This window comes from Hyphococcus sp. D3-15 (assembly GCF_055809375.1).
Map to the genome: position 1 here is coordinate 3,284,126 of NZ_CM147910.1, position 25,506 is coordinate 3,309,631.

Annotated in this window: 27 protein-coding genes; 11 read left to right on the forward strand and 16 right to left on the reverse strand. The window is 58.4% G+C overall.

Going from position 1 to position 25,506, the window contains the following annotated elements:
* The first annotated feature begins 7 nt into the window (after positions 1 to 7).
* The 5 genes from AC0L8G_RS16130 (at position 8) to AC0L8G_RS16150 (ending at position 3,389) form a co-directional block, all read left to right on the forward strand.
* Positions 8 to 487 (forward strand): SRPBCC family protein, encoded by a 480-nt coding sequence (locus AC0L8G_RS16130; RefSeq protein WP_473385188.1) that lies wholly within the window; start codon positions 8 to 10, stop codon positions 485 to 487.
* Positions 484 to 1,278: an exodeoxyribonuclease III gene (gene xth, locus AC0L8G_RS16135; RefSeq protein WP_473385189.1), complete on the forward strand. Its 795-nt coding sequence runs from the start codon at positions 484 to 486 to the stop codon at positions 1,276 to 1,278. The genes AC0L8G_RS16130 and xth overlap by 4 nt, the downstream gene beginning before the upstream one ends.
* A complete protein-coding gene (locus tag AC0L8G_RS16140; protein WP_473385190.1) occupies positions 1,278 to 2,366 on the forward strand; it encodes an ATP-dependent DNA helicase in 1,089 nt (362 codons plus the stop codon). The genes xth and AC0L8G_RS16140 overlap by 1 nt, the downstream gene beginning before the upstream one ends.
* Positions 2,367 to 2,429: 63 nt before the next feature.
* Positions 2,430 to 2,789: a DUF805 domain-containing protein gene (locus AC0L8G_RS16145; protein WP_473385191.1), complete on the forward strand. Its 360-nt coding sequence runs from the start codon at positions 2,430 to 2,432 to the stop codon at positions 2,787 to 2,789.
* Between the two features lie 171 nt (positions 2,790 to 2,960).
* Positions 2,961 to 3,389 (forward strand): PH domain-containing protein, encoded by a 429-nt coding sequence (locus AC0L8G_RS16150; protein WP_473385192.1) that lies wholly within the window; start codon positions 2,961 to 2,963, stop codon positions 3,387 to 3,389.
* 78 nt (positions 3,390 to 3,467) lie between these two features.
* Here AC0L8G_RS16150 and AC0L8G_RS16155 read toward each other — a convergent pair whose 3' ends face one another.
* The gene (locus tag AC0L8G_RS16155) at positions 3,468 to 4,337 is read right to left on the reverse strand and encodes a DUF3137 domain-containing protein (RefSeq protein ID WP_473385193.1); all 870 of its coding nucleotides are present in this window, start codon (positions 4,335 to 4,337) and stop codon (positions 3,468 to 3,470) included.
* A 343-nt stretch (positions 4,338 to 4,680) separates the two neighbouring features.
* Here AC0L8G_RS16155 and AC0L8G_RS16160 point away from each other — a divergent pair, with 343 nt between their 5' ends.
* Complete coding sequence (locus tag AC0L8G_RS16160) at positions 4,681 to 8,196, forward strand: response regulator (protein ID WP_473385194.1); 3,516 nt, start codon at positions 4,681 to 4,683, stop codon at positions 8,194 to 8,196.
* Here the strand turns inward: AC0L8G_RS16160 and AC0L8G_RS16165 are convergent.
* Complete coding sequence (locus tag AC0L8G_RS16165) at positions 8,193 to 9,707, reverse strand: ABCB family ABC transporter ATP-binding protein/permease (protein WP_473385195.1); 1,515 nt, start codon at positions 9,705 to 9,707, stop codon at positions 8,193 to 8,195. The genes AC0L8G_RS16160 and AC0L8G_RS16165 overlap by 4 nt on opposite strands.
* Positions 9,704 to 10,024 (reverse strand): hypothetical protein, encoded by a 321-nt coding sequence (locus tag AC0L8G_RS16170; RefSeq protein ID WP_473385196.1) that lies wholly within the window; start codon positions 10,022 to 10,024, stop codon positions 9,704 to 9,706. Before AC0L8G_RS16170 ends, AC0L8G_RS16165 begins: the two co-directional genes overlap by 4 nt.
* A 200-nt stretch (positions 10,025 to 10,224) precedes the next feature.
* Between AC0L8G_RS16170 and AC0L8G_RS16175 the strand changes: the two genes are divergently transcribed.
* Complete coding sequence (locus AC0L8G_RS16175) at positions 10,225 to 10,629, forward strand: PilZ domain-containing protein (protein WP_473385197.1); 405 nt, start codon at positions 10,225 to 10,227, stop codon at positions 10,627 to 10,629.
* On the opposite strand, the gene mmsB is transcribed toward AC0L8G_RS16175, so the two are convergent.
* The 12 genes from mmsB to AC0L8G_RS16235 all read right to left on the reverse strand — a co-directional run bounded on the left by mmsB (position 10,610) and on the right by AC0L8G_RS16235 (position 20,356).
* Complete coding sequence (gene mmsB, locus AC0L8G_RS16180) at positions 10,610 to 11,500, reverse strand: 3-hydroxyisobutyrate dehydrogenase (RefSeq protein WP_473385198.1); 891 nt, start codon at positions 11,498 to 11,500, stop codon at positions 10,610 to 10,612. The two genes, AC0L8G_RS16175 and mmsB, sit on opposite strands and share 20 nt — an antisense overlap.
* Before the next feature lie 25 nt (positions 11,501 to 11,525).
* Positions 11,526 to 12,200, reverse strand: a complete 675-nt coding sequence (locus tag AC0L8G_RS16185) for an SDR family oxidoreductase (RefSeq protein ID WP_473385199.1) — start codon at positions 12,198 to 12,200, stop codon at positions 11,526 to 11,528.
* Positions 12,201 to 12,250: 50 nt separating this feature from the next.
* A complete protein-coding gene (locus AC0L8G_RS16190; RefSeq protein ID WP_473385200.1) occupies positions 12,251 to 12,667 on the reverse strand; it encodes an EVE domain-containing protein in 417 nt (138 codons plus the stop codon).
* Between the two features lie 20 nt (positions 12,668 to 12,687).
* Entirely contained in the window at positions 12,688 to 13,749 is a 1,062-nt protein-coding gene (locus AC0L8G_RS16195) for an enoyl-CoA hydratase/isomerase family protein (protein WP_473385201.1), read from the reverse strand.
* Complete coding sequence (locus AC0L8G_RS16200) at positions 13,727 to 14,005, reverse strand: hypothetical protein (RefSeq protein WP_473385202.1); 279 nt, start codon at positions 14,003 to 14,005, stop codon at positions 13,727 to 13,729. Before AC0L8G_RS16200 ends, AC0L8G_RS16195 begins: the two co-directional genes overlap by 23 nt.
* A gap of 10 nt (positions 14,006 to 14,015) precedes the next feature.
* Positions 14,016 to 15,164, reverse strand: a complete 1,149-nt coding sequence (locus tag AC0L8G_RS16205; protein WP_473385203.1) for an isobutyryl-CoA dehydrogenase — start codon at positions 15,162 to 15,164, stop codon at positions 14,016 to 14,018.
* 6 nt (positions 15,165 to 15,170) lie between these two features.
* Entirely contained in the window at positions 15,171 to 15,833 is a 663-nt protein-coding gene (locus AC0L8G_RS16210; protein ID WP_473385204.1) for a DedA family protein, read from the reverse strand.
* 9 nt (positions 15,834 to 15,842) lie between these two features.
* Positions 15,843 to 16,268 (reverse strand): GFA family protein, encoded by a 426-nt coding sequence (locus AC0L8G_RS16215; RefSeq protein WP_473385205.1) that lies wholly within the window; start codon positions 16,266 to 16,268, stop codon positions 15,843 to 15,845.
* Positions 16,269 to 16,272: 4 nt separating this feature from the next.
* Positions 16,273 to 17,766 carry a CoA-acylating methylmalonate-semialdehyde dehydrogenase gene (locus tag AC0L8G_RS16220; RefSeq protein WP_473385206.1) on the reverse strand — a complete coding sequence of 498 codons (1,494 nt, stop codon included), beginning with the start codon at positions 17,764 to 17,766 and terminating at the stop codon, positions 16,273 to 16,275.
* A gap of 176 nt (positions 17,767 to 17,942) precedes the next feature.
* Positions 17,943 to 19,166, reverse strand: a complete 1,224-nt coding sequence (locus tag AC0L8G_RS16225) for an aminotransferase class V-fold PLP-dependent enzyme (RefSeq protein WP_473385207.1) — start codon at positions 19,164 to 19,166, stop codon at positions 17,943 to 17,945.
* A gap of 87 nt (positions 19,167 to 19,253) precedes the next feature.
* Positions 19,254 to 19,754 carry a hypothetical protein gene (locus tag AC0L8G_RS16230; protein WP_473385208.1) on the reverse strand — a complete coding sequence of 167 codons (501 nt, stop codon included), beginning with the start codon at positions 19,752 to 19,754 and terminating at the stop codon, positions 19,254 to 19,256.
* A gap of 119 nt (positions 19,755 to 19,873) precedes the next feature.
* Positions 19,874 to 20,356: a hypothetical protein gene (locus AC0L8G_RS16235; protein WP_473385209.1), complete on the reverse strand. Its 483-nt coding sequence runs from the start codon at positions 20,354 to 20,356 to the stop codon at positions 19,874 to 19,876.
* A gap of 375 nt (positions 20,357 to 20,731) precedes the next feature.
* Between AC0L8G_RS16235 and AC0L8G_RS16240 the strand changes: the two genes are divergently transcribed.
* The 3 genes from AC0L8G_RS16240 (at position 20,732) to folB (ending at position 22,891) form a co-directional block, all read left to right on the forward strand.
* Positions 20,732 to 21,709 (forward strand): calcium/sodium antiporter, encoded by a 978-nt coding sequence (locus tag AC0L8G_RS16240; RefSeq protein ID WP_473385210.1) that lies wholly within the window; start codon positions 20,732 to 20,734, stop codon positions 21,707 to 21,709.
* Between the two features lie 3 nt (positions 21,710 to 21,712).
* Complete coding sequence (locus AC0L8G_RS16245) at positions 21,713 to 22,474, forward strand: SDR family oxidoreductase (protein ID WP_473385211.1); 762 nt, start codon at positions 21,713 to 21,715, stop codon at positions 22,472 to 22,474.
* A 105-nt stretch (positions 22,475 to 22,579) separates the two neighbouring features.
* Positions 22,580 to 22,891: a dihydroneopterin aldolase gene (gene folB, locus AC0L8G_RS16250; RefSeq protein ID WP_473388895.1), complete on the forward strand. Its 312-nt coding sequence runs from the start codon at positions 22,580 to 22,582 to the stop codon at positions 22,889 to 22,891.
* A gap of 18 nt (positions 22,892 to 22,909) precedes the next feature.
* Here folB and AC0L8G_RS16255 read toward each other — a convergent pair whose 3' ends face one another.
* Positions 22,910 to 23,392, reverse strand: coding sequence for a DUF3592 domain-containing protein (locus AC0L8G_RS16255; RefSeq protein ID WP_473385212.1), 483 nt, complete (start codon positions 23,390 to 23,392; stop codon positions 22,910 to 22,912).
* Positions 23,393 to 23,471: 79 nt separating this feature from the next.
* Here AC0L8G_RS16255 and uvrC point away from each other — a divergent pair, with 79 nt between their 5' ends.
* Entirely contained in the window at positions 23,472 to 25,409 is a 1,938-nt protein-coding gene (uvrC, locus tag AC0L8G_RS16260; protein ID WP_473385213.1) for an excinuclease ABC subunit UvrC, read from the forward strand.
* Positions 25,410 to 25,506: the final 97 nt, after the last annotated feature.

Below are 25,506 nucleotides of genomic sequence, written 5' to 3' on the forward strand. Positions count from 1 at the left end.
ACATTTCATGGCGGTTCAAATTTCGGTGACGGAAAACGTCAACGCCCATGCGCGCGATGTTTTCCGCGCCGCAACGTCGATCGATGCGCGCGACCTGATCAGAAAACACGGCATCCTGCCCGGCATCGTCAATGTGGAAGGCCATGACGCGCCATGGTCCGCCATTGGCGAGACGCGCCGGCACACTCTTTCCGATAATTCATCCGTATGCGAAGAGTTAGTCGCCTACACGCAAGGAACGACATTCGGCTATCGCCTCACAGACTTCGCCGGGGCGTTCGCGCCGCTGGTCGCCCATGCCCGCGCCGACTGGCATTTCACCCAATCGGGCGCGGCGCGCACCCGAATCGACTGGACCTATGTGTTCACGCCGACAGGCCCGCTCGCCCAGCCTGTCCTGTGGTTTGTTGTCAAAATGTTCTGGCCCGGCTATCTGAAAGGCGCCCTCGCCCGCGTCAAACAGAAAGCCGAAGCCGGACAGCCATGAAAATCGCAAGTTTCAACGTCAACTCCATCAATGCGCGCCTGCCCAGAATTCTCGACTGGTTCGATTCTGCAAAACCCGACGTCGCGGTGCTGCAGGAAATCAAATGCGTGAATGAGAAGTTCCCGGCGCTGGAATTTGAAGATCGCGGCTATAATGTCGAAGTGCACGGCCAGAAAACCTATAATGGCGTAGCGCTGCTATCGAAACATCCCGTTGACGATGTGGTGCGCGGCCTTCCCGGCGACAAGGTTGACGACCAGGCCCGCTATATCGAAGCGCTGATCATGCCCGACAATGCAGAGCCTGTGCGCGTTGGCGGGCTGTATCTGCCGAACGGCAATCCGGCGCCCGGTCCGAAATATGATTACAAGCTGAAATGGATGAAGCGGCTGAAAAAACATGCGCAGAAATTGCTGGAGCATGAAGAAGCCTTTGTCCTCACTGGCGACTACAACGTCATTCCACAGGAAGAAGACGTGCATGATCCCAAAGCCTGGGCCGATGATGCGCTGTTCCTTCCCGAAACACGCGCGGCGTTTCGCGACATCCTCAATCTCGGCCTGACTGACGCGCTGAGACAGGCGGACCCGACCGGCATACGCTACACTTTCTGGGATTATCAGCGCGGCGCCTGGGAGAAGGATAATGGCATCCGCATTGATCATCTTCTCCTGAGCCCGCAGGCGGCTGACCGCTTCAAGGACGCCGGCGTCGATCGCAAGGAACGCGCGCCCGGCGACAAAAAGGAAAAGCCTTCAGATCATGTGCCGGTTTGGGTGGAACTTGCATAGTGAAATGGTCTCCCCAACAAGATGACGCGCTGATGGCTGTCGAGCGCTGGCGCAAGGCCGGCGGGCAACAGGTGTTCCGCCTGTTCGGTTACGCCGGCGCCGGCAAGACGACCCTCGCCCGCCACATCGCCGAAAACGCCGGCGGCGACGTCGCCTTCGCCGCCTTCACCGGCAAAGCCGCCCATGTGATGCGCCAGAAGGGCTGTGTCGGCGCGACGACAATCCACTCGCTGATCTATCGGCCCTCGCGCGTTGAGGAGGAAGAAGGCGAACCCTCCTTCACCATTCGCCATGACGCGCCCGCCGCCGACGCAGACCTCATCATCATCGACGAATGCTCCATGGTCGATGAAGATCTCGGCCGCGACCTTCTCACCTTTGGCAAGCCGGTGCTGGTGCTTGGCGACCCGGCGCAGTTGCCCCCCGTCAAGGGCGGCGGTTTTTTCACCGAGGGCGAACCGGATTTCATGCTGACGGAAATCCACCGCCAGGCGGCCGATAATCCGATCATCCGGCTGTCGATGGCGATCCGCGAGGGCGGCGAATTTGACGAGCAGTCGGATGAATGCCGTATCGTGTCGCGCCGCGAGATCACGACGGAAGAAATCATGGAGTCAGACCAGATCCTTGTCGGCGCCAATAAAACCCGCAAACGCTATAATGACCGCTTGCGTGAGCTGCATGGATTTACAGATTCCTCGCCCGAGGCCGGTGAGAAGCTCGTCTGCCTGCGGAATAACAAGAAAAAGGGGTTGCTCAATGGCGGCATCTGGACCGTCAGGCAGCGCATGAGCCCGCGCGGCGGGCGCGTGCGTTTTTCGGTTCTCCCCGAAGAAGGCGGGAAATCCGTCAATGTCTCCGTGCCGCGCCAGTTCTTTACGGAGGGGCCTGAGTCCGTTTCCTGGCCGCAAAAGAAGGGCGCGGACGAATTCGACTATGGCTACGCCCTCACGGTCCATAAGGCGCAAGGCTCCCAATGGGATAATGTGGTCCTCTTCGATGAGAGCTATATGTTCCGCGATCATGGCGCTCGCTGGCTCTATACGGGGGTTACACGGGCCGCAGAGCGGTTGATTTTAGTGCGCTGAAACCTCCTTGCACGGAAAACAAACCCGGCTAGACTCGCTTCAAATTTCAGGAGGGAGTCTGAGATGGACATTCAGCAGGCAGTTAAGACCGTTTTGGCGAGTTACGCAAAATTCGAGGGGCGTTCAGGACGCTCTGAATATTGGTGGTGGGTGCTCGCCTATGTAATCGCCTATATCGCCGCATATATCGTGGGTTCGATTGTCGGCGCTGGCGAATTGCTCGCTGGCCTGCTCGCCATCGGCCTTCTCATACCCAACATCGCGGTCAGCGTCCGAAGATTTCACGATATCGGAAAATCGGGTTGGTGGTGCCTGTTGTTCATCATCCCGATCGTGAACCTCATCGTCTGGCTTATTTTCTTCACCAAAGTCTCTGAAGGCCCGAACCAGTATGGCGAAGGCCCGCAAGGTCCCGCGGCGTAGTTCAGGAGGCTGTCGGCGGCGGCGCGCCAAAAGACATTAAATTCGGCACTGACAGCATTTAGGGCGCATCGCCTGTAGCAGCGCGTTCTTGAGCAACCAAATTCCGGCAGCGGTGTTCTTGCACTAGCAGCAACCGAAGCCGGATAGTTTATGTCATATGTGAAGGATAGCTTGGGCGCGGACGAAGAAGTCCTGATGATCGCCCGCTTCCCATGGCCATATCATCTGGCGGCCTGGGCTGCATTGGTGTTTTTAGGGGTTGCCGGGGTCGGCATTCTCATCTGGGCGCTGATGCTCATCCACTTTTCAACGACGGAGTCAGCGCTTACGTCGCGCCGGATCGTCTATAAAAGAGGGCTGTTCCGCCGCGAAACAATGGAACTCGGCGTTTCAACGCTGGAACAGATACAGCTCCATCAAGGTTTTTGGGGCCGCCTGTTCGGCTTCGGAGTCATTGAAGTCTCGGGCACGGGCGAAGGGCATATTCGCACCCATCCCATGGCGGACCCTGTCACTTTTCGCCGGCTTGTCACGGATGCGCGCGCCCAGGACCGCGCTGTCATTGTTGACCCGCCGCATGAACCCGTTGCCCAAAATTAAAGCGTGTCCGCCTCTGCCGCGACCGGTTCGAGCCAGCCATCATAGCGTACAATTTCGCCGATCAGCGAAACCGAAAGGTCACGACGAACCGGTAGCGCGCACCGCGTCTACAGAAAAAGCGCCGTCAAGACGCGTGTCGACGCGCTTCAACAACACGTCAATCAAGTCAAAAATCAGATCGAACTCATGGAGTATGTTTTCGACCCGTTGCGGCCCTTCCAGCGGCGCAAACATCGATCCCATATTCAGCTTGTCACCGGTTTCGAGCGCCAGATAAAGTCTGCCGCCCGCAAATGCCGCCCGAAGCTTCGCGCCGTCAAACAACCGGTCAAGCTCCTCAAATCGCTCCAGCACCAACGGGTCAAGCAGGTCACGCGCCTCAACCTGATCCGTTGACCAGGCTTCGAAGATCTTTTCAAATTTCGGGGATGCGATGCCAATACGCTGAAAACGCGCATCCGGCTTTCCGAACCGGTTAAAAATTCCTGCATCGCGGCGAACCACGGTCTCGCCGAGAAATTTCTTGTGATAGTCAATGACCAGCAATTGGCCGTGAAACACGGTGCGGGTCGACGAATTCTTGCCGCTTGATTTGTATTTGAGATGCGCCTCGCAAAATACGAAATCCGCGCCGGCGCGCGCCCCGCGAACCTCATCCTCCCAGCCTTCCCGGTTAAAACCGGGCATGAGTTTCAAACGGTCGAACTCCGCAAAATATTCCGGCCGGTCAATATCGCGCTTATAGGCGAAGCCGAGCCGCCCGCAGACTCGCTGCAGCAGCCCGTGAGTGATGTCGCTTCTCGTCCGGTTGATGCGCCATGTCGCGGCGGCCAGCCCCAGCATGCCCAGCACCACGCCAAGTTGAAGGTTGCCGTCGCCGAACGGGCCGAACCGAAATGCGGCGAACGCTGTGACCGCGCTGGCGATACCCACCAGTCCGGCCTGCATGACCGCCGACTGGCGCGCCTCTTCCCGTTCGCGCAGGAAAGGCGCGATCTCGGATCTCGTAAAATTCCTGAAAACCGTTGAATTCTTCGCGGTCCGATGGCGGCGACATCATCATGAGCAGCAGACTCCCCTTTCAGCCCGGCATTGCATCAGCGCCGATCATCGGCGCCCAGAATGCTAGCAATTTATTAACCGACCTTTTCAACTTGAAAACCTTTTCCGTGAACCATCCGCACCCGGAGAACACTTTATCATATAATCGCCGCTGCCCCATGGCCGGTAAACGGCGAATTAACCATCATTTTCCATGATCAGGGGCATTCTTTTCTGGAGTCTTTCCCGGATGTTCGGACAAAATAACAAGACCGCAGACGCCCCCGAGGCGGCGATTGACGCCGAATCCGAGGCTGTCATTGATCGGCAATTATGCGAACTGAAAGTGCAATTGCCGCGCGTATTGATCGGCATTGCATTGTGCTCTGCTCTTATCGGTTATCGCTTTCTCGACCATGCAGCAGTCATAATTTTACCAGCGCTCGGCCTTTACACCGTCTTTCTCGCATTTCGTCTGCCCAGCTGGATCGGCCTCAAGATAGACGCCATGAGCGTCGAAGAAAAACGCCGTCGCATTGATGCGACGCCGCGGATCGCCGCCGGGCTTGGCGTGACTTGTCCATTGCTGGCGATCTACCTTTCGCAATTTGCCGACAAAGACGGCCTCATCATGCTGGCGCTTTGGTGCCTTTATTGCGGCGTCGCGGCGTCGATGGGACTTGCTTCATTGCCGCGCGCGATGAGCTTTCCGCTTTTCGCCTGTATCCTGCCTTTTGCGCCGATCCTGTTGGCTACCGGCGAGCCTGATCTCATTATCATCGGCAGCATCACGCTCATCGCATCGGTTATCGCCTATCTCCATAATTTGCGCGTCGGCAGAGCGCTGATTGAACTTTCGGTGAAACAGCAAATCATCGAGAGGCACGCAGATCGCGCCGCCATGCGCTTCCGGCATTTTATCGAAGCCGCGTCGGATTGGGCCTGGGAGATCGATGCCGAGGGCAAACTCACCTATATCTCGCCGAACTTTAATCGCCTGTCCGGGCTCTCGTCGGAGAGAGTGCTCAACATGGATGCGCTTAGAATTTCCCGCCTCGACGGTGGAAAGTCGAAGCAGGCGGAAGCGGAATTTATACGTCTCTTTGACGAACGTAAGCCGATCGACGGAATTCGTCATGACGTTGTTCGCAAGGACGGTTCTGTAATCACGGTCGCCGAACATGGCATGCCGCAATTTTCCGAGGACGGTCGCTTCAAAGGCTATGTGGGCTGGTCGAAAGACATTTCCGAGCAGGCCCTCGCCGAGAATAAATTGCGCGAGAGCGAAGCGCGATATCGCGACTTCGCCGAGTCCGCCGGCGACTGGCGTTGGGAAGTCGATGCCGAACTGCGTTACACTTACATCTCAGAGCGTGCGGCCGAAGTCACCGGTGCGGATCACAGCCAGTTTATCGGCACAAAGATGACTCTTTCCGGCAATATGGTGAACGAAGAAGCCTGGGCGGAGTTGCAAGCAACCATCGAGAAGCGCGAGCCGATCAACGCCTTCACCTCGCGTGTGACCTTTAGCAATGGAAAGAGCGTCTGGATTGAGCGCAGCGCCAAACCCGTTTTCGGGTCAGACGGTGAGTTTCGTGGCTATCGCGGTGTCGCGCACGACATTTCCGAGCGTATGGAAGCCAAGCTCGCCGCCGCCGATGCGCTCCTCAAACTTGAGAACGCCAATTTAAATCTCGAGGAAACCGTTCGCCAGCGCACGGAAGACATCGCGACCAAGTCACTGCTCATGACTGAAGTTTTGCAGTCCATGGCCCAGGGGGTCATTGTGCTGGACGAGGACAACCGAATTATCGAGCTGAACGAAAAAGCATGGCGCATGTCAGGCTTGCCGCGCGAGGCCTGGGCGGTCGGAAACCACATTCAGCCCTTGCTTGAAGTCGGCATCCGACATGGCATGTATGAATTCTCCTGCGCCGATGAATATCTGCAAAAATGCAACGCCGCGCTTGATGCTGGCGAAGATTTCCGCGCCATCCGGCGCCAGAAAGACGGCCTCATCATCGAAGAAAGCGCGCGTCGACGCCCCAATGGCGGGCTTGTCATCACCTATCGCGACATCACGATTGCGCAAATTCGCGAGGATGAATTGCGCGCCTTATCGGAGCAGCTACGCATCTCAAAAGACGAAGCTGAGGCTGCGAACCGGGCGAAATCCGAATTCCTCGCCAATATGAGTCACGAGATCAGAACGCCGATGAATGGGGTGATCGGCATGGCCTCGCTCTTGCTTGACACAAAACTGGATGACACCCAGTCAGACATGGCGCGCGTCATCGTCAGCTCCGGCGATGCGCTTTTGAAAATCATCAACGACATTCTCGACTTCTCCCGCCTCGAGGCCGGGAAATTGCGCCTGGTGCGCGAGTCCTTCAGCTTGCGCGAATGCGTGGAAGATGTTGCGGCACTGTTGTCGCTTCCGGTGGAAGAAAAAAATCTCGAGCTTTTGCTGCGGTTCGACCCGGACCTCGACGGCGCCTATATCGGCGATCCGGGCCGGGTTCGCCAGGTCGTTACAAACCTCGTCGGCAATGCTGTGAAATTCACCGAGGAAGGTCATATTCTGGTTGAAGTGGACGGCGCAAAACGCGGCGAGATCGCGGAAGTCAACATCGCTGTCACCGACACCGGTTGCGGCATTCCCGACCACAAGCTGCAGGCGATTTTCGAAGAATTCGAACAGGTCGACGGTTCGTCTGCGCGCAAACATAATGGCGCCGGCCTTGGCCTCGCGATCAGCAAGAAAATGATCGAAGCGATGGGCGGAACAATCAGCGTCAAAAGCCAATCCGGCAAAGGCTCCACATTCCGGATTTCGATACCTTTAGCGGTCGATGACAGCGCGCCATGCGCAAAGCCGGCGCCGGCGGTGTCATTTGACGGGAAAAAAGCGATCATCGTCGATGACAACGCAGTCAATCGGACCATCTTGAAAGAACAACTCGCCTCCTGGGGGCTGGTCTCTGATTTAGCCGAAGATGCAGGCCAGGCGCTTTCCGCCATGCGCAAGGCGGCCGCCAATGGCGCGCCATACGCGATCGGCGTTCTTGATTTCCAAATGCCGGGCGCGGACGGGATTGAACTCGCCAGATTGATCAAGGCAGACGCCGCCCTCGCCTCTACGCCGCTGGTGCTGCTTACGTCAGCGGGCCGCAAGGGCGACCCGGCCGGATTGTCAGGCGACCTCTTCTCCGCCTATCTGGTCAAGCCGGCGCGCTCATCCATGTTGCTCGATTCCATTTTGACAGCGTTCAACGACAGCGCCGTCTCGTCACTGCGCGCGCAAAGCGCAGTCCTGCCCGAGGACAACGCCGTCAAAGCCTGCCGCTTCACCGCTTCCGGGGAGCCGCTGCGCGTACTGGTCGCTGAGGATAATGACGTCAATCAAATGGTGATCCGGGCGATGCTTGAGAAACTGTCTTGTGTCGTGTCCATCGCGCCGAATGGTAAATTCGCGGTCGAACAACACGCCGCAGAACGCCCGGATATCGTGCTGATGGATATGTCCATGCCTGAAATGGATGGCGCTCAGGCTACAGGGCATATTCGCACCTTGCAGGAAAAAGAGGGCTTTCACATCCCGATCGTCGGCGTCACCGCGCATGCGCTGCGCGAAGATCGCCAGCGCTGCCTCGATGCGGGCATGGATGACTATCTGCCAAAGCCGGTGAAGCAGGATGCGCTGGAGGCTATACTCGCCAAATGGACGATCGAGAGGCAGACCGGCGCCGTCAGCGCCGCCTCTTAATATACCGGTTCCGTTTCCAGCAACGCCGTCTCTTCGCCGCCTGTCTGGCGCTGCCACAGCGAGGCATAAAGCCCGCCCATCGCGATCAGATCCTGATGGGTTCCGCGCTCGACAATTTCGCCCTGATCAAACACCAAAATCATGTCGGCGCCGGCAATCGTCGAAAGACGGTGGGCCACCGCGATGGTGGTGCGCCCCCGCGCCGCTTCCTTCAACGCAGCCTGCACCTCGCGCTCTGTCGTTGAATCGAGCGACGATGTGGCTTCATCGAGGATGAGTATTTTCGGGTCCAGCAGGATCGCGCGCGCGACGCCGACCCGCTGTTTCTCCCCGCCGGAAAGCTTTAGCCCGCGTTCACCAACCTTGGTGTCGAGCCCCAAAGGAAGGCTTTCGATAAAGGCGCCTAGTTGCGCCCGGCGCACCGCCGCCATGATCTCTTCATCGCTGGCGTCAAGGCGAGCATAAGCGAGATTGAACCGCAACGTATCGTTGAACAACGTCACTTCCTGCGGCACCAGGCCCAGCGCCGTGCGCAAGGACTGCTGCGACAGGGACTTGATGTCTTGCCCGTCCACAAGAATACGCCCCGCCGCCGGATCGTAAAACCGGAAGAGAAGCTTCAAAATTGTCGACTTGCCCGCGCCGGATGGCCCGACCACGCCGATAAAGGCGCCGCCCGGAACCGAAAACGACACGTCGCGCAATCCGCTCGCCCGGCCCTCATGGGCGAAGGAAACCTGCTGAAATTCGATATCGCCTTCGCGCGGCCGGTACGCAATCGCATCCGCCGCATCAGCGACATCGGGTTGCCGGTCCATCAGCCCGAAGAGTTTTTCAATATCGACCGTGCCCTGTTTGATCTCGCGCCAGGCCCAGCCGAGAATGTTCAGCGGGCGATAGAGGTTGAACAACATGAAAATCACGGCGGGGACGGCGCCCACCTGAAGCGTTCCCGCAGCGGCGCCATAGCCTGCCATCAAGGCGACCGCCAGCAGGCCGCCCGCCATGATCAACTCCTGCCCCGCATTCAAAAAGGACAGCGACGTCATGATTTTCACATAGTGCTGGTTGTAGTCGCGCATGGCGCCGTCATAGCGGTCCGCCTCGCGATCCTCCGCCGCAAACGCTTTCACGGTCTCGAAATTCGACAGCGTGTCGAGCGCAATGCCGCGCAACCGCGTGTCCGCCTCATTCATGACCCGGCGCTGCTTGTTGCGCCATTCGGTGACGATGATTGTGAAGGCCGCATAAATCGCGATGGTGATGATCGTCGCCACCGAGAATTGCGCGCCGTAAAGGCTCGCCATGACGATTGCGGCGAAGCCCAACTGCACGAAGGTCGGCCCGATATTGAAGGCGAGAAACCGCAGCAAATATTCCATCGCGCCAGCGCCGCGTTCGATGATGCGGTTCAGCGCGCCAGACCGGCGCGTCAGGTGAAATTGCAGGTCGAGATTTTGCGCATGGCGAAAGGCGTCCACCGCCACGAGCCGTTGGGCGTCCTGGGTCACTGGTGAAAAAATCCGTCCCGAAGCGCTGGCAGAGCGTTGGAGGCGAATCGGGCGGCGGCGAAAAGAATGAAGAAAAGCGCGAAGGAGACGCCGGCCTGTTCGGAGTCGCCGGCCACAATGGCGTCCACCCCCATGCCCATAAAGACCGGCGAGGCCACATTCAGCCCCATCGCGGCAACGGTCAGCACAAAGGCGAGGAATATCCGGAAGCGCCAGCGCGAGAGTTCGGGCCTTAAAAGCACGCCAAACATGCGTGAGACCGAGCGCCCGAAGGGCGCCGGCTCGCTGGCGAATTCCTGTTCATCATGACTGCGCACGAGCCGGAAAGTGGGACTGTCGGGCGGGAAAAACCACCCCCGCCGGTGAAAAATCGATCAGTTGGGGAATTTCGGAGCCCATACGGGATCACAAAAGAAATTCAATACAATGCTTCGCATCGATAGCGCTGGGCGATGAAATGACTATATTTAGGACACGCTGATCGGGGGAGAGGCGGCTCGAGCAGCAGACGGCTTTGATGGATAAGAAGAACAATCGAATCGCGGAGCGCCTGGCGGCAATCAAAAACGCCGCCCATGTCGTGACCGACGCCGGTATTCCGCCCCCCAAAAGGCGCGGACCGCCGTCGCGCAGCGAGCGCGGCGCCGTATTCCGGCCCGGCAAGCTCTATGTCTCAAAATCAGCGCATGTGCGCTGCGTCATCCGCAATGTCAGCGGCGGCGGCGCCTATGTGCATCTTGAAGGCATGCATCCCCTGCCGCCGATAGTGGTGCTGCACTTCGATCAGACAGGGGTCATCAAGAAAGCCCGCGTCGCCTGGCAAAAAGAAACCGAAGCGGGCCTCGCATATATTCAGGACCTGACGCCGGGCCGCGAGGGCCCGGACCCGCATGAGGCGGGCTCTAAAGCGCCCCCTGAATGAGCTTCATGATCCCGGAAAAATCGAGATCATCCTTGCCCGCCGATTCCATCAACGCATAAAGCGCTTCCGACTGCGCCCCGAGCGGCGTCGCGGCTTTCGCCTGATGAGCCGCTTCCTGCGCCAGGCGCATATCCTTTAACATCATCGCCGCAGCGAAGCCCGGCTGATACTCGCGGTTTGACGGCGCATTCGGCACCGGTCCGGGCGCCGGACAATAGCTCGTCATTGACCAGCACTGCCCCGAGGCGGTTGAGGAAATGTCAAAAAAGGTCTGCGCGTCGAGGCCAAGCTTGTCCGCAAGGTTGAACGCCTCGCAGGTGGCGATCATCGAAATGCCGAGCAGCATGTTGTTGCAGATTTTCGCCGCTTGCCCGTTGCCGGCGGCGCCCGCGTGAAAAATGTTCTTGCCCATTTTTTCAAGCGCTGGTTTGGCGCGCGCAAAGGCGTCGGCCTCGCCGCCAACCATAAAGGTCAGTGTGCCCGCGCTCGCCGCCGCCACGCCGCCGGAGACAGGCGCATCGACCATGGCGAAGCCTTTATCGGTCGCCGCGGAAATCACCGCCCGCGCGGAATCAACGTCAATCGTCGAGCTGTCAATGAACAGCGCGCCCGGTTTTGCATTGGCCAGCACCCCATAGGAGTCCGTGTAGACGGAGCGCACATGCGCACCTGCAGGCAGCATGGAGACCACAATGTCAGCGTCCTTGACGGTCGCCGCCACCGTCTCTCCGCGTTTGCATCCGGCCTGCTCCGCCCGATCCATGGCGCCGATCGACAGATCCGTCGCCGTCACCTCGAAGCCGGCTTTGGCGAGATTGGCCGCCATTGGCCCGCCCATATTGCCAAGTCCGATAAATCCGATTTTGGTCATTGATGTTTCCTCTTGGCCCGGCGGCTCACCAGCCGATTTCATTGCCCTGATAATCGATCAGCCGGATTGGCGCATCAACTCGCATCTTTGCGATCTGTTTGCGTAATCCCGACACGCTGTCTTCAACCGCGACATCGGCCTGCGGCCCGCCCATATCGGTGCGCACCCAGCCCGGATGAAACGGCCCAATTGCAATGCCGTCATTCACGAAGGACGGCGCGAACGCGAGCAGCGCGCGGTTCAACGCGGCCTTCGACGCGCAATATGACGGATCGAAAGCCATGTTGACGGCAAAGGATGACAGTATCGAAGAGATCGCTGCGAATTTTCCCTTTGCTTTTTTAAGCTGCGGCGCAAACGCCTCCAATGTTGCGATTGGCGACACTGCGTTGATCGTCATCACCGAAGCGAAAGTTGAAAAATTCAAGTCGCCCATCTCGCCTGAATCAAAACCCGCGACGCCCGCATTGGCGATGACAATGTCGAGCGGCTCGTCAATCTTCTCGCCAAGCGCCTTGATCGCAGCGAAGTCGGAAACGTCAAGCGCATGGATGACAACATCGCCCTTCACCGCTCGCAGCGCATCCGCCTTATCCGGATTGCGGCAGCAGGCGTGAATGCGCGCGCCCTCGCCCGCATATTGCTTGACGAATTCAAGGCCAATCCCGCGATTGGCGCCGGTAATCAGAATTGTTGACATTTTCGATCCCTATTTTTGCTTTTTTCTTTTGGTCGTCAGATTTCGGTCGGCTATTTCATGCCGGCCATTTTTCGAATGCGTTTCCATTCTGCTTGCGTGACCGGCTGAACCGAGAGCCGCGCATACTTTACAAGCTTCATCTCGGCGAGTTTCGGTTCAGCTTTGATCGCCGCCAGCGTGACGGGCTGCGGAACCGGCTCCACTGCGGCCACATCAACAACCAGCCAGCGCTCATCGTCAGTCGTCGGGTCCTGGTAAGCTTCCTTGATGACTTTCACCACGCCGACGATCTGTTTCTCGCCGCCCGTGTGATAGAAGAAGGCGAGATCGCCTTTCTTCATTTCACGCATGAAATTGCGCGCTTGCGCATTCCTGACGCCGGTCCAGACTTCGCCCTTTTTGCCGCGAGCGACCTGTTGGTCCCATGACCAGTCATCGGGTTCGGTTTTCAAAAGCCAGTAGGCCATCTCAGTTCCTCACACGTCGCTTAAGGGAGCGCCAACTCGTCATCACCTAGCGGCTCGAAATAATGCGCAATGTCCGGATCATTCACCTCAGCCAGTGACGCAGGCTTCCATTTCGGATTGCGATCCTTGTCGAGGATTTGCGCGCGCACGCCCTCGAAAAAGTCATGGCCTTCCATGACCCGTCGCACCATGCGGAACTCCATCTGCATGACGTCATCGAAATCAAGCTCATGTCCGCGCTTCATCTGTTCAAATGTCAGGCGCATGGAGGTCGGCGACATACGGGAGAGCGTTTTCAAAGTCTCTTTCGCGAAATCGCTTTTGTCTGCTTGGAGCACCTTCATCAGGCCATCAAGCGTTTCATGGCCCTGAAACAGGCGCGCAATGTCCTCGCGTAAATCATTCACCGGCGCATGACCGGGATCGCCCGCATAAATATCGAGCACAGTTTCGATATCCGCATGGGCGTGCCCGCCAAGCGGGGTTTTCAGCAAGGCCGCTTCAAGTTCTGCATATTTGTCACCCGGCGCGTAATGGGTGGCGATGCCCGCCGCCATGCAGTCGGCGGCTTTCGCCCGCGCGCCGGTCAGCGCGTAATAAAGCCCGAGCCCGTCATGCAAGCGCGGCATGAAATGCCCGCCGCCCACATCGGGGAAAAGACCGATGCCGGTTTCGGGCATGGCGAAGAGTGTTGCATCGCCCGCGACGCGGAAATCGCCATGCACGGAAATCCCGACACCACCGCCCATGACGATCCCGTCAATCATCGCCACATAGGGTTTGGGATAATGATAGATCAGCGAATTGTTGCGATATTCCTCGCGGAAAAACTCACTCGCATGCGCAGGGTCTTGTTTGGCTGTATCATGCAGCCAACGAATATCGCCGCCGGCGCAAAAGGCGCGTTCACCCGCTGCGCGCACCATCACCGCCTTCACAGATGAGCGCCCGCCCGCCCATTTTGTCAGTTGTGCGCGCATGGCTTTCGCCATATCCCAGTTAAGCGCGTTCAACGCCTTTTCATTGTTCAGCGTGACGACGCCCCAGTCGCCGATTTCTTCAAACAGGATCTCTGTCGTCATGCTTTTTTCCGCCATTCATGATCAGGACCACCACGCCAATAGCGATGAAAAGAAGGCCCAGATAAATAAAACTTGTCGGCTGCGGCAGTTCTCCGGACATAATCACGGCGAGCGCCTTGTTAAAGGCGGAGACTTCCTCGCCGCGCTCCGCCGTTGCGGCAATGTCGCGCCCGATCGCCGCATAGGCGTCTAAATAAGAATAGCCGATGGCGGCGAGCCCGGCGAGAAGCAAAGCGATGGAAGCGAGTATTCTCAAAACAATCTCTTTACGCCTGATATTCCTTCAGCAAATCGCGCGCGACGATGACGCGCATGATTTCATTCGCGCCCTCCAAGATCTGGTGCACGCGCACATCCCGCAGCATGCGCTCCAGCGGGTAATCCTTGAGATAGCCATAGCCGCCATGAATTTGCAGCGCATCATTGACCACATTAAAGCCCATATCAGTGACAAAACGCTTGGCCATGGCGCAGGCGCGTGTCGCATCCGGGGTTTTCTGATCGAGCTTCCACGCCGCCTGATAGAGCATGACGCGTGCAGCTTCTAATTCCGTCGCCATGTCAGCGAGCTTGAACTGCAATGCTTGTTGCTGGTTCAGCGGCTTGCCAAAGGCTTTGCGTTCATTCGAATAATCAAGCGCGGCTTTGAGCGCGGCATTCGCCGTACCCAGTGAACAGGCAGCGATATTAAGGCGCCCGCCATCGAGCCCCATCATGGCGAACTTAAAGCCCTCGCCTTCCTCGCCGACACGGTTCGAAGCCGGTATGCGGCAGTCTTCGAAATTCACGATGGCGGTCGGTTGCGCGTTCCAGCCCATTTTCTTTTCATTGGCGCCAAAAGAAAGACCGGGCGTATCCTTTTCCACCAGCACCGTCGAAATGCCTTTCGGGCCATCGCCGCCAGTGCGGACCATGACCACGTAAAGGTCGGAAACGCCCGCGCCGGAGATGAACGCTTTCGATCCGTTCAGGACATAGTGGTCGCCGTCTTTCACAGCTTTCGTTTTCAACGCCGCCGCGTCGGAACCCGAACCCGGTTCGGTCAGGCAATAGCTCGCCACCATCTCCATCGAGGTCAATTTCGGGCAATATTTCTGACGCAACTCCTCTGACCCAAAACGGTCGATCATCCAGGAGCACATATTGTGAATGGAGATATATGCCGCCGTTGCGGTGCAGCCCGCAGACAAGGCCTCGAAAATCAGCGCCGCATCGAGCCGTCCGAGGCCAGAGCCGCCGACATCTTCGCGCGTGTAAATTCCGGCGAGACCAAGCGCTGCCGATTTCTTGATGACGTCTACGGGAAAATGCTTCTGCTCATCCCATTGCGCGGCGTTCGGCGCCAGTTCGTCTTCGGCGAAACGCCGCGCCATGTCCTGAATGGCTTCCTGTTCGTCACTGAGCGCAAAATCCATTCCGGCCTACTCCTCTTCCTCTTCTTCTTTTTCGAGAGGCGTTCCTTCAAAACCCGGCATGCCGGGCATCGGGTGATCTTTTTCTTTTGAAAGCGGCGTCATGACACCTTCCTGATTGCGCCGATGGTTGAACCAGCGAAACAAAACATAAGCCACGAGCAGGACGATCGCGATCGCTGGAAGCCAAACAATCGCTTCCTCGCCGGCGACGGCGCCGACCGTGTGAAAAATTGTGAACACGACGCAAATATACAAAGACGCAGTGAACATCAGCGTCAGGATGTATCGAACATAATCGGCCTTGAAAAAGCCTGCCGCGATGTAAGTCGGGATGCGCGTGCCAGGAACAAATCGCGCCGTGAGCATGGTCTGCAGAAACTCTTTGCGGATCAAATCACCGGCGACGGAAACGCCCGGTTTTTCCGCAAATTTATGCGCCCAGTCATAGCGCCGGGCGAGACGCCCCATCCAGTATTTCCAGGCGTCAGACGCAACGAGCCCAGTCAGGATCGCGACGGCCAGAAACGGCGTCGGCGCAACACCGGCGAGCGACGCGGCGGCGGCGAGAATGACGCCGAAATCCTCCTGCAGGAAGGGCGAAAAAAACAGGGCGGCAAACAGCACCCAAAGACTCATCGAGCCGATATCTGCAACTTCAATCCCGAACACCCGGCCCCCTTAATGCGTTTCCAATTGCGGCAACCCGTCGCCAATGTCGTAATAGCCGCCTTTGTCCGCAACGAAAATGTGTTCGGCAAGTCTTATGGTCGCGCCCTCGTCGATGGAGCCCGCCGCGATGGCGATGCGGTGCTTGTAGTCGTCCAGCCGCTCGGCGTGCCAAAACAGCGCAGACCCGCATTGCTTGCAAAAGCCGCGACGGGCGAAGTCAGAGGACTTGAACCAACCGAGCAGATCTTCGCCCTTTTTGATTTTCAGGGATTCAAACGGCACATTGAGCGACGCCCAATAGTGACCGCTCCATGACCGGCATTGCCCGCAATGACAGGCCGTCACATCCTCACGGTCGGCGCGGAACTCAAAGGCCACGCCGCCGCACATGCATTTTCCGGTGAGCTTTTTCGATGGACCCTTGTCGGTTTGCATCGCCCTACTCCATTGTCGGAATAACGAACTCCGAACCCTGAACATCTTCCGGCCAGCGCTGGGTGATGGTTTTGATCTTGGTCCAGAACTTCACCCCTTCCGGCCCGTGCTGATTGGTGTCGCCAAAGCCCGACCGCTTCCAGCCGCCGAATGTGTGGTAGGAAACCGGCACGGGGATCGGCACATTGACGCCGACCATGCCCACATTGACGTTCTTGACGAATTCGCGCGCCGCCGCCCCATTGCGCGTGAAGATCGCAACGCCATTGCCATATTGATGCTGCGACGGCAGCGCCACCGCTTCCTCGAAATTCTTCGCCCGGACAATTTGCAACACCGGCCCGAAAATTTCTTCCTCATAGGATTTGTGTCCGGGCTTCGCCTTGTCGAGCAAGGTGCCGCCAAGGAAGAATCCATTCTCATAGCCTTGAAGCTTGAAATCACGGCCATCGACAATGGCTTCCTGGCCTTCGTCGACCGCCATCTGGATGTAGTTCGATACACGCTCTTTATGCGCGGCGGTGACCAGCGGGCCGAGGTCTGAATCTTCCGACATGGACGGGCCGATGCGCAGGCTTTCCACTTTTGGCTTCAGCATGGAGATCAACGCTTCCGCTGTTCCCTCGCCCACCGGCACGGCGACCGGCGTCGCCATGCAGCGTTCGCCAGCCGAGCCAAAGGCCGAACCAATCAGATTGTTGACCGCATTTTCCATATCCGCGTCGGGCAGGATGATCATGTGGTTCTTGGCGCCGCCAAACGCCTGCACCCGCTTTCCGTGCTTTGCGCCTTCGGCGTAAATGTAGTTGGCGATATCGGACGAGCCAACAAATGAGATCGCTTTGACGCGGGGTTCCGCGATGAGCGCGTCCACCGCTTCCTTGTCGCCATTGACGACGTTCAGGACGCCTTCCGGAGCGCCGGCTTCCATCATCAGCTCCGCAAGGCGCAGCGGACAGGACGGATCGCGCTCGGATGGTTTGTTGATGAAGGTGTTGCCGCACGCAACCGCAACGCCGAACATCCACATGGGAATCATCGCTGGAAAGTTGAAAGGCGTAATGCCCGCCACCACGCCCAAAGGCTGGCGCATGGAATAGACATCAATCCCCGGACCGGCGGCTTCGGTGTATTCGCCTTTTTGCAGATGCGGGATGCCGCAGGCGAATTCGATCACATCGAGACCGCGCTGCACGTCGCCGCGCGCGTCGGGCAGGATTTTGCCATGCTCCGAAGAAATCAGCTTGGCGAGATTGTCCATGTCCTTTTCGACAAGCTCTTTGAACTTGAACATCACCCGCGCCCGGCGCTGAGGGTTCATCGCCGCCCAGGCGGGAAACGCCTTTTCCGCCGCATCCACCGCTTTCGCCACCTCGCTGGCGCTGGCCAGCGCGGCCTGAGCCTGCACCTCGCCGGTCGTGGGGTTGAAAATATCGCTGGTTCGTCCGCTTGTCCCCGCCAGAAGCTGCCCGCCAACAAAATGTCCGTGGATGGTCATCGATTTCCTCGCTCACGCTCTTGAAATTTGGCGGGACACTAGTCTTCGCAGCGCCCCCCGCAAGCGGCGGCAGAGTGTGCTCCCGGTTCGAAGCAAATGGCGGATATCAGCCGGACATGCCGGGCTTCGACGCCATAAACTAGCGTATTTGGCGCATGTCGATTCTGAATCGGGGGTTACAACACGGCGTCCAGCGCGCCGATGAGCTTTTCGATCTCTTGCGCATTTGTGTAGTGAACGAAACTGACCCGGAGCGCTCCGCGTTTCACGTCCACGCCCTGCGCCTCAAGGCAGCGATCCGCATAAAAAGCGCCGCCGCTCGCCATGATCCCCAGCGGCGCCAGCTTGATCGCAACATCTTCCGCCGGCGCTTCCAGCGCGATGGCGACCGTCGGCGCCCTCCGCGCCGCTTGCCGCGGCCCCAGAAGACGCACGGAGTTTTTGTCGGAAAGATAGTCGAGCAAAGGTTGCAGCAATGCGACTTCATGCTCACGCATCAAGTCATGCACGCCCCGCGCCTTTTCCATGTCACTCGCATCACCGCCAATATGGTGCGAATGAAGCGCATCCATATAGTCCGCCATGCCGGCGCACGCCGCCACTTGCGCATGATCTGGTCCCGCCGGCGTAAATCGTTTGTACAAAACGCCAGCGTTGAAATAATGCCCCTGATTGGGCAAGCGCTGGCCCAAGGCGCGGCGCATCACCATGACGCCTTGATGCGGACCATAGGTCTTGTAGGCGGAGAACAAATAGATATCGGCGCCCAGCGCCGCCACATCGGGAAGTCCATGCGGCGCATAACTGACGCCATCCACGCAGACCGCAGCGCCAACTTCATGCGCGAGCCGCGCGATTTCCGCGACCGGATTGATTTCAGCGACGATGTTTGAGCAATGGGGAAAGCAAAGCAGTTTCACTTTGTGGTCGAGCAGCCGTTTAAGCCCGTCCAACGGCAAATGCCCCGTGTCGGGGTCAATCCGCCATTCGCGGATTTCCACGCCGCGATCAGCAAGCCGGCGCCACGGGCCGGAATTGGCTTCATGATCCTGATTGGTGACGATGATTGCATCGCCCGGCGCCAGCGCCTGACCAAAAGCCTGCGCCAACACATAGGTGTTCTGTGTTGTGGACGGCCCGAAACTCACTTCATCTGTTTCGACGTTCAACATCGCGGCCAGACGCCTGCGCGCCTCGTCCATTTCCTCGCCGCCAAGGCGTGACGCCTCATAGGGCGCATAGGGCTGAACTTTGCGTTCGTGAAAAAACCGCGTCAGCCGGTCCATGACCTGCCGGCACATGTAAGATCCGCCGGCATTTTCAAAAAACGCCTGGCCTCTTAGCGACGGCTCTGCAAATGCGGGAAACTGGCTGCGGACGAAGTCGATATCTAACGGCATGGGGCCTCGGATTTTTTGCGAGACCACCCTGACCGGGCTCATTCGAACTTGCAAGGATCACCGCGCCCGACGCGCGGTCCGCTGCCGCTAATCGGCGAGACGCAGCACCGGATCAGCGTCAAAAGCGAGCCGGCCGCTTGCCGCGCCGACCACATGCGTGATGGTGGAACCGTCCTCCGCGAGCGGCGCGGTGACCGACCGGAACTGCACCTTGCGGCCATCGCACAGGGTCAGCACATCATCGCGAAAATGCGGCGCTTCGGATGCAACGGCGGCATAGATATCCGCTGTCGCCTTATCGAGCAGCGTAAAAGTCCAGTCGGCTTCTCCGCTGAGATGGACGTCGGAAAGTTTTGCGAGACTGTCGCCCAGGAAAATGAAAAAGGGAAAGCCAACGCTCTTTTCCAAATCGACAGCGAAAACCCAATCCCAGTCTTCTTCCAGACCGGTTTCCTGCATCGCCTCCCAACTCGGGAAATGTCCGCGCGCGGCGCGCGCCCATGCATCGACCAATCGGCGCGTCAGGCGGCGGTCCGCCGCCGGCACGACAAACCCGTCGCCAAATAATTCCGCTACATCGCTCAGCATTACCGCCCCATAAATTCAACAGGCGTATGATAAAACATGTTCGTAAGCTGATGATTTTTGCGGCGGCGCAAATTTAGATCAAATTTGGTTCGGCCTTTAAGCATGGACGCCCATGAGCTTTACAACATGCGCCCCTTTGCGGCGCCGAAAATGTGGCTCACATCTTGCCCGTTCTCGGAAACCGGCAGAAGGATGCTGCGAAATCCGACGCGGCGTCCGTCATCCAGCTTTTTGATATCTGAATATTCCACCGGCTTGCGGCTGAGCGCAGCCTCATCCATTTTGGCCATGGCGGCGTCGAGCACGGTTTTTTCCCGGCGCGGATCGCCCAGCGGATAGGCAGATGAAAACCGGGTGAGCTCTTCGCCCATAAAAACGAAATAGGGAAAGACGTCAGACAGGCGCAAATCGATCGCGAAGCAAAAGGGTCTGTCGGGACCCAAATTCAGCTCTTCGACCTCACGCAAGCTTGGCAGCCTGCCCTGGGCGATACGCGCCCATTTGTTTTGAATCCTTGCCGTCAACCGCCGTTCGGTCACCCGGCGCTCGCCGCTGCGACGATCTCCCGCTGAGCCGGGAGTCTCCAAGACGTCGTTTTTCATTTTGTCGCCCACCAATTTTCGCAACCCATGCGCGAATCTACCTCTCAAGACATGAAAAACCTGTATCGAGCGTTGTGGGGTTTTTTCCTAAATTTGAAGCGATTTCGCGCAAAGGGGGGCGGCTTTTAGCGGTTGCAAAGGGGGTGACGCTCCGCCCGAGCGGCCCTATAAGGAGCGCCACGCAGCGTAAAGAAGGGGTAAATCCATGAATCCAGGTTGGATGGCGGTCACGGCGATTGGCATTTTTATTATTGCGTTCGCCCTGCTGAATGTTGTCGAAAAAGGCCGCATTGATTAGGCCGCACCGGCGCGTCGGCCGAGCCCGCATGGGATCGGCCCTCGCCGGATGTCGCTGATTTTAACCCCAGGGGTTTCATGGTCCCGGAGATCGCCTCCCAGATCGCCTTTCTCATTCTCGGCCTTGCCGTTTTGCTGGTCGCTGGAGATTTGCTTGTCCGCGGCGCCGTCAGTCTGGCGGCGGCGTTAAAGGTTCCCGCCCTTTTGGTCAGCTTGACCATTGTCGCCTTCGGCACATCCGCGCCGGAACTTGTGGTGACCGTGCAAGCCGTCATGTCCGGAAATGACGGCATAGCGCTGGGGAATATTGTCGGCTCCAATATCGCCAATATTTTTCTGGTGCTTGGTCTGCCGGCCCTCATTTACCCGGTAAGCACCCATGTTCTGGGTCTGCGCCGCCATGCGGTGATCATGCTGCTGGCGACGGTCGCCTTTTTCGGCGCCGCTTACGGGCCCGGTGAAATCGGCACGAAAATCGGCGCCGGCCTGTTCGCCGGCATCCTTGCTTATGTGGGATATATGTGGGTGCGCGCCGCAAGCGGACGCGCGAACGACCCGATCCTTGATGAGGTCGAAGAGTATCAGGAAACCGCGAGCATCAACGCCAAGACTATCGGTTTTCTCATCGCCGGATTGATTGGCTTGCCGCTCGGAGCGCAACTCCTGGTTACGAACGGCGCCAGCCTGGCGACGGACCTTGGCGTCCGCGAAGAATTGATCGGCCTGACGATCATCGCCTTTGGCACGTCGCTGCCTGAACTGGCTACAGTCTTCGCCGCGGCCATTCACAAGAAATCTGATGTCGCGATTGGCGGCGTCGTCGGTTCGAACATATTCAACATTCTCGCTGTCGGCGGTGCCGCCGGCCTTTCCGGCACTGCTGTTTTCGACGCAGCTTCGCTGCGCCTCGACCTGCCGGTCATGGCGATCGCCGCCATCATCCTGGCCGGTTTCGTTATAACGCGCCGGGATATCGGCCGCCTTACCGGCTTCCTGTTCACAGTCGCCTATATCGGCTTTATCCTGCTGCTCGCCCATAACGCCGGAGCATTTTAGATCATGGCTGCGAAAAAGGCGGGCGCCGCGCTCGTCACCGGCGCAGGAAAACGCATCGGCCGCGCGCTGGCGCTCACGCTGGCGGATGCGGGCTATGACGTGGCGGTGCATTACAACACATCGAAAGCGGAAGCCGACGAAGTTGTGTCGCTCATCGAAGCAAAGGGCCGCAAGGCCGCCGCTATCGGCGCAAATTTGTCGGACGAAGCCGAAATGGCGGCGCTGATCGGCAACGCCATAACGGCGGTCGGCCCGCTTACTCTGCTTGTGAACTCCGCCTCTGTTTTTGAACATGATGACGTTGAAAACATGACCCGCGAAAGCTGGGACATGCATATGAATGTCAATGCGCGCGCGCCGCTGAAACTCGCGCAGGATTTCGCCGCACAAGCATCGACCGGAAGCCAGATCGTCAATCTCGTCGATCAGCGCGTCCTCAAACTGACGCCGCAATTTCTTTCCTACACGGCGTCTAAGTCGGCGCTGTTTACGCTGACCCAAACGCTGGCGCAGGCGCTCGGGCCCAAGGGAATTCGCGTTAACGCTATTGGTCCCGGTCCCACCTTGAAGAACCCCCGCCAGTCCGACGCCGACTGGTCGCGCCAGAATGAGGCGACGATCCTTGGTTATGGCGCCGCGCTGGAAGATATTTGCGGGGCGCTTCTTTATTTGCTGTCAGCGCGTTCGGTCACAGGACAGATGATTGCGGTCGACGGAGGGCAACATCTGGCTTGGCGCACCCCGGACGTTCTGGTGCAGGAATAGGCGAATGAGCAAGCGACAAACCCCGCCCGACATCACCCCCTTCCCCGCAGCGCGACCGCGCCGCGCCGGCGGGTCTTTATTCGCGGCCTGGTTCTCGACGCCTATATCGGCGCCTATGAAAGCGAACAGGGCGTCACCCAACCAATCCGGATCGACTTTGAAGCCGACGTGCTTGAGCCCGCCAATCCGGTGAGCGACAGTCTTGACGATATCGTCTGTTATGATGCGATGACCCAGGGCATTAAGGCGATTGTCGCTGAAGGCCATATCAAACTGGTCGAAACGCTGGCCGAGCGTATTGCCGATCTCGTCATGTCGCATCCCATGGTGAATTCGGTGATGGTGCGCATCGTAAAACCGAACGCGATTCCCGAAGCCGACGCAGCAGGCGTCGAGATCATTCGCACAAAAAACTAGACCGGAAAAAATTGCGGATTACGCAGCGTGTCCGGCAATCGCGAAGTCCTGCGCGTTTGCACGCGAAAGCGCCCATACGACGCCGCCGACCCCAAAAAACACGGCGCACCCTGCAAGCAATGACAAGATCACGAAGGCGGCCCCAGCGCCGCCCGGATAGATCACGGCATAGTCAGGCTCTTCCGGATTGACGTAGACTGTCAGGGTTTCACCGGGCCTGAAATCGCGACGTTCGGCGCTCGTGAACTGCGCCATGAAATTGCGGGTGCGCGTTGATTCATAGCTATGCCCGTCAAAAGAATAGACATAACGCAGCCGCGCCCGGTCGCGATCGAGCTGGCTGAGGACAATCGCATCCGCCGCCGGCCAGGCGAGACTGGCCCGCGAGCGCGCATAGTCCTGTACGAAAAATCCGCCCCCGGCCACGCCAAACACCGCCAGCGCCGTGAAGAAAATCAACACGATCGAGACATCTGACTTGGTTTTCAGTTCAGGGGGCATTTGACCTCGCCTCCGCGCGCCATTAGCTCATGGGCCAGATGTAAATCCGGATTGTGAACGCCCGGTTAACCATTACGCCATGAACCCCGAAACACCTGACTCACAAGACGCTGTCGACCTGAATTCCTCGAAAAGGGAAGCGCTTACGGGCGCCGAGCTTATCGCGGACGAAGTGTCGCGCCTGCCGTCCAAGCCCGGCGTCTACCGGATGTATGGCGCCAAGGGCGACGTCCTTTATGTGGGCAAGGCGAAAAATCTCAAAAATCGCGTTTCGTCCTATGCACAAGGACGCGGTCATTCCAACCGCATCATGCGGATGATTTCAGAAACGCGCGCCATGGAATTTGTGGTCACCGGCACGGAAACCGAAGCGCTGCTTCTCGAAGCCAATCTGATCAAACAGCTTAAGCCGCGCTACAATGTCATTCTGCGCGACGACAAGTCGTTTCCGTTCATTCTTGTCGCCGAAGATCACGAAGCGCCGCAATTGCAAAAGCATCGCGGTGCGCAGAAACGCCCCGGCGCCTATTACGGCCCCTTCGCTTCCGCCGGCGCGGTCAATCGCACGCTGAACACGCTGCAAAAGGCGTTTCTTCTGCGTTCCTGCACCGACAGCGTTTATGAAGGACGCACACGGCCCTGCCTGTTGCACCAGATCAAACGATGCGCGGCTCCCTGCGTCGGGCTTGTCAGCATTGAAGACTATAGCGAACTTGTCGCCGAGGCGAAGTCATTCCTGTCTGGCGAGAGCGCAAGCGTGCAGAAAACGCTGTCTGCGCAAATGGAGCAAGCCTCCGCCGATCTCGATTTCGAAAGCGCCGCAAAACTGCGCGACCGCATCCGCGCGCTTTCCTATATTCAGGGAACCCAGGATATCAATCCGGGCGGGGTTTCCGAAGCCGATGTGTTCGCCATTCACTCCGAAGGCGGACAATCTTGCGTGCAGGTTTTCTTTTTCCGCGCCGGGCAAAACTGGGGCAATCACGCCTTTTTCCCAAAACACGACAAGGAAGACGAACCTGCCGCGGTTCTCGACGCATTCATCGCGCAATTCTATGATTCACGCGTGCCGCCGCCATCAATTCTGGTTTCGGTGAAGCCGCCGCAAGATGATCTCCTCGCAGAAGCGCTCTCTATCAAAGCCGAACGCAAGGTCACCATTCTGGCGCCGCAACGGGGTGAAAAACGCGATCTCGTAAAAGCGGCGGAGATGAACGCCCGCGAAGCGCTGTCACGGCGCATGGCGGAATCGGCGAGCCAGCTGAAAAGCCTGCGGCAGCTTGCCGATATTCTGGGACTGGAAGCATCGCCAGAGCGCATCGAAGTTTATGACAACTCGCATATTCAGGGAACCAACGCCGTCGGCGCCATGATCGTCTCCGGCCCTGAAGGCTTCGTCAAAAACCAGTATCGAAAGTTCAACATCAAAACGGACAGCCTGACGCCCGGTGATGATTTCGGCATGATGCGCGAAGTGCTTACCCGGCGTTTCGCCCGCATGCTGAAGGATGAAAACGCTGAACGCCCGGACCTTGTCATTATCGACGGCGGCAAAGGGCAATTATCCGTTGTGCTGGATGCGCTGAAAGAGATTGGCGTTGATCCCGAAGCGGAAGGCGTGACAATTATCGGCGTAGCGAAAGGCCGGCGTGAGAATGATGCTGGCGAAAAGCGCATCGACCGGACAATGGGCGCCACCGGCGAACAAATTGTGATGCCGGGACGCGAGCCTTTTACCTTGCCGCCGCGCGACCCCGGACTCTTCGTGTTGCAACGTCTCCGAGATGAGGCTCATCGCTTTGCAATTGGCGCGCATCGGGCGAAACGAAAGAAGGCCATCGCCGCCAATCCGCTGGACGGAATCGCCGGCATCGGCGCCAAGCGCAAACGCGCGCTGCTTAACCATTTCGGATCAGCAAAAGAGATCGCCCGCGCCAAACCTGCTGATCTGGAGGCCGTTGAAGGCGTCTCCGCCGCGCTGGCGCAGAAGATATATGATTATTTCCACAGCAGTTGATGCATTCGTTGCGCCGGGGTGTTAGAAGGCCCAACGCCTCGGCCGCATGGTGCTGTTTCTGGCGAAATCCGAAGGGAATAGCCGCTTGGCTTCAGGA

Excerpts from the sequence above, each read along its gene's own strand:
- AC0L8G_RS16155 (WP_473385193.1), bottom strand. The coding sequence starts at position 4,337 with ATGCAGGCCGGACTGGTGGGTATCGCCAGCGCGGTCACAGCGTTCGCC.
- AC0L8G_RS16205 (WP_473385203.1), bottom strand. The coding sequence starts at position 15,164 with ATGGATTTTGCGCTCAGTGACGAACAGGAAGCCATTCAGGACATGGCG.
- AC0L8G_RS16185 (WP_473385199.1), bottom strand. The coding sequence starts at position 12,200 with ATGTCAACAATTCTGATTACCGGCGCCAATCGCGGGATTGGCCTTGAA.
- AC0L8G_RS16240 (WP_473385210.1), top strand. The coding sequence starts at position 20,732 with ATGGTCCCGGAGATCGCCTCCCAGATCGCCTTTCTCATTCTCGGCCTT.
- AC0L8G_RS16145 (WP_473385191.1), top strand. The coding sequence starts at position 2,430 with ATGGACATTCAGCAGGCAGTTAAGACCGTTTTGGCGAGTTACGCAAAA.
- uvrC (WP_473385213.1), top strand. The coding sequence starts at position 23,472 with ATGAACCCCGAAACACCTGACTCACAAGACGCTGTCGACCTGAATTCC.
- AC0L8G_RS16255 (WP_473385212.1), bottom strand. The coding sequence starts at position 23,392 with ATGCCCCCTGAACTGAAAACCAAGTCAGATGTCTCGATCGTGTTGATT.
- AC0L8G_RS16160 (WP_473385194.1), top strand. The coding sequence starts at position 4,681 with ATGTTCGGACAAAATAACAAGACCGCAGACGCCCCCGAGGCGGCGATT.
- AC0L8G_RS16190 (WP_473385200.1), bottom strand. The coding sequence starts at position 12,667 with ATGGCCTACTGGCTTTTGAAAACCGAACCCGATGACTGGTCATGGGAC.
- AC0L8G_RS16245 (WP_473385211.1), top strand. The coding sequence starts at position 21,713 with ATGGCTGCGAAAAAGGCGGGCGCCGCGCTCGTCACCGGCGCAGGAAAA.
- AC0L8G_RS16235 (WP_473385209.1), bottom strand. The coding sequence starts at position 20,356 with ATGAAAAACGACGTCTTGGAGACTCCCGGCTCAGCGGGAGATCGTCGC.
- mmsB (WP_473385198.1), bottom strand. The coding sequence starts at position 11,500 with ATGACCAAAATCGGATTTATCGGACTTGGCAATATGGGCGGGCCAATG.
- AC0L8G_RS16225 (WP_473385207.1), bottom strand. The coding sequence starts at position 19,166 with ATGCCGTTAGATATCGACTTCGTCCGCAGCCAGTTTCCCGCATTTGCA.
- AC0L8G_RS16130 (WP_473385188.1), top strand. The coding sequence starts at position 8 with ATGGCGGTTCAAATTTCGGTGACGGAAAACGTCAACGCCCATGCGCGC.
- xth (WP_473385189.1), top strand. The coding sequence starts at position 484 with ATGAAAATCGCAAGTTTCAACGTCAACTCCATCAATGCGCGCCTGCCC.
- AC0L8G_RS16195 (WP_473385201.1), bottom strand. The coding sequence starts at position 13,749 with ATGACGACAGAGATCCTGTTTGAAGAAATCGGCGACTGGGGCGTCGTC.
- AC0L8G_RS16230 (WP_473385208.1), bottom strand. The coding sequence starts at position 19,754 with ATGCTGAGCGATGTAGCGGAATTATTTGGCGACGGGTTTGTCGTGCCG.
- AC0L8G_RS16215 (WP_473385205.1), bottom strand. The coding sequence starts at position 16,268 with ATGCAAACCGACAAGGGTCCATCGAAAAAGCTCACCGGAAAATGCATG.
- AC0L8G_RS16220 (WP_473385206.1), bottom strand. The coding sequence starts at position 17,766 with ATGACCATCCACGGACATTTTGTTGGCGGGCAGCTTCTGGCGGGGACA.
- AC0L8G_RS16175 (WP_473385197.1), top strand. The coding sequence starts at position 10,225 with ATGGATAAGAAGAACAATCGAATCGCGGAGCGCCTGGCGGCAATCAAA.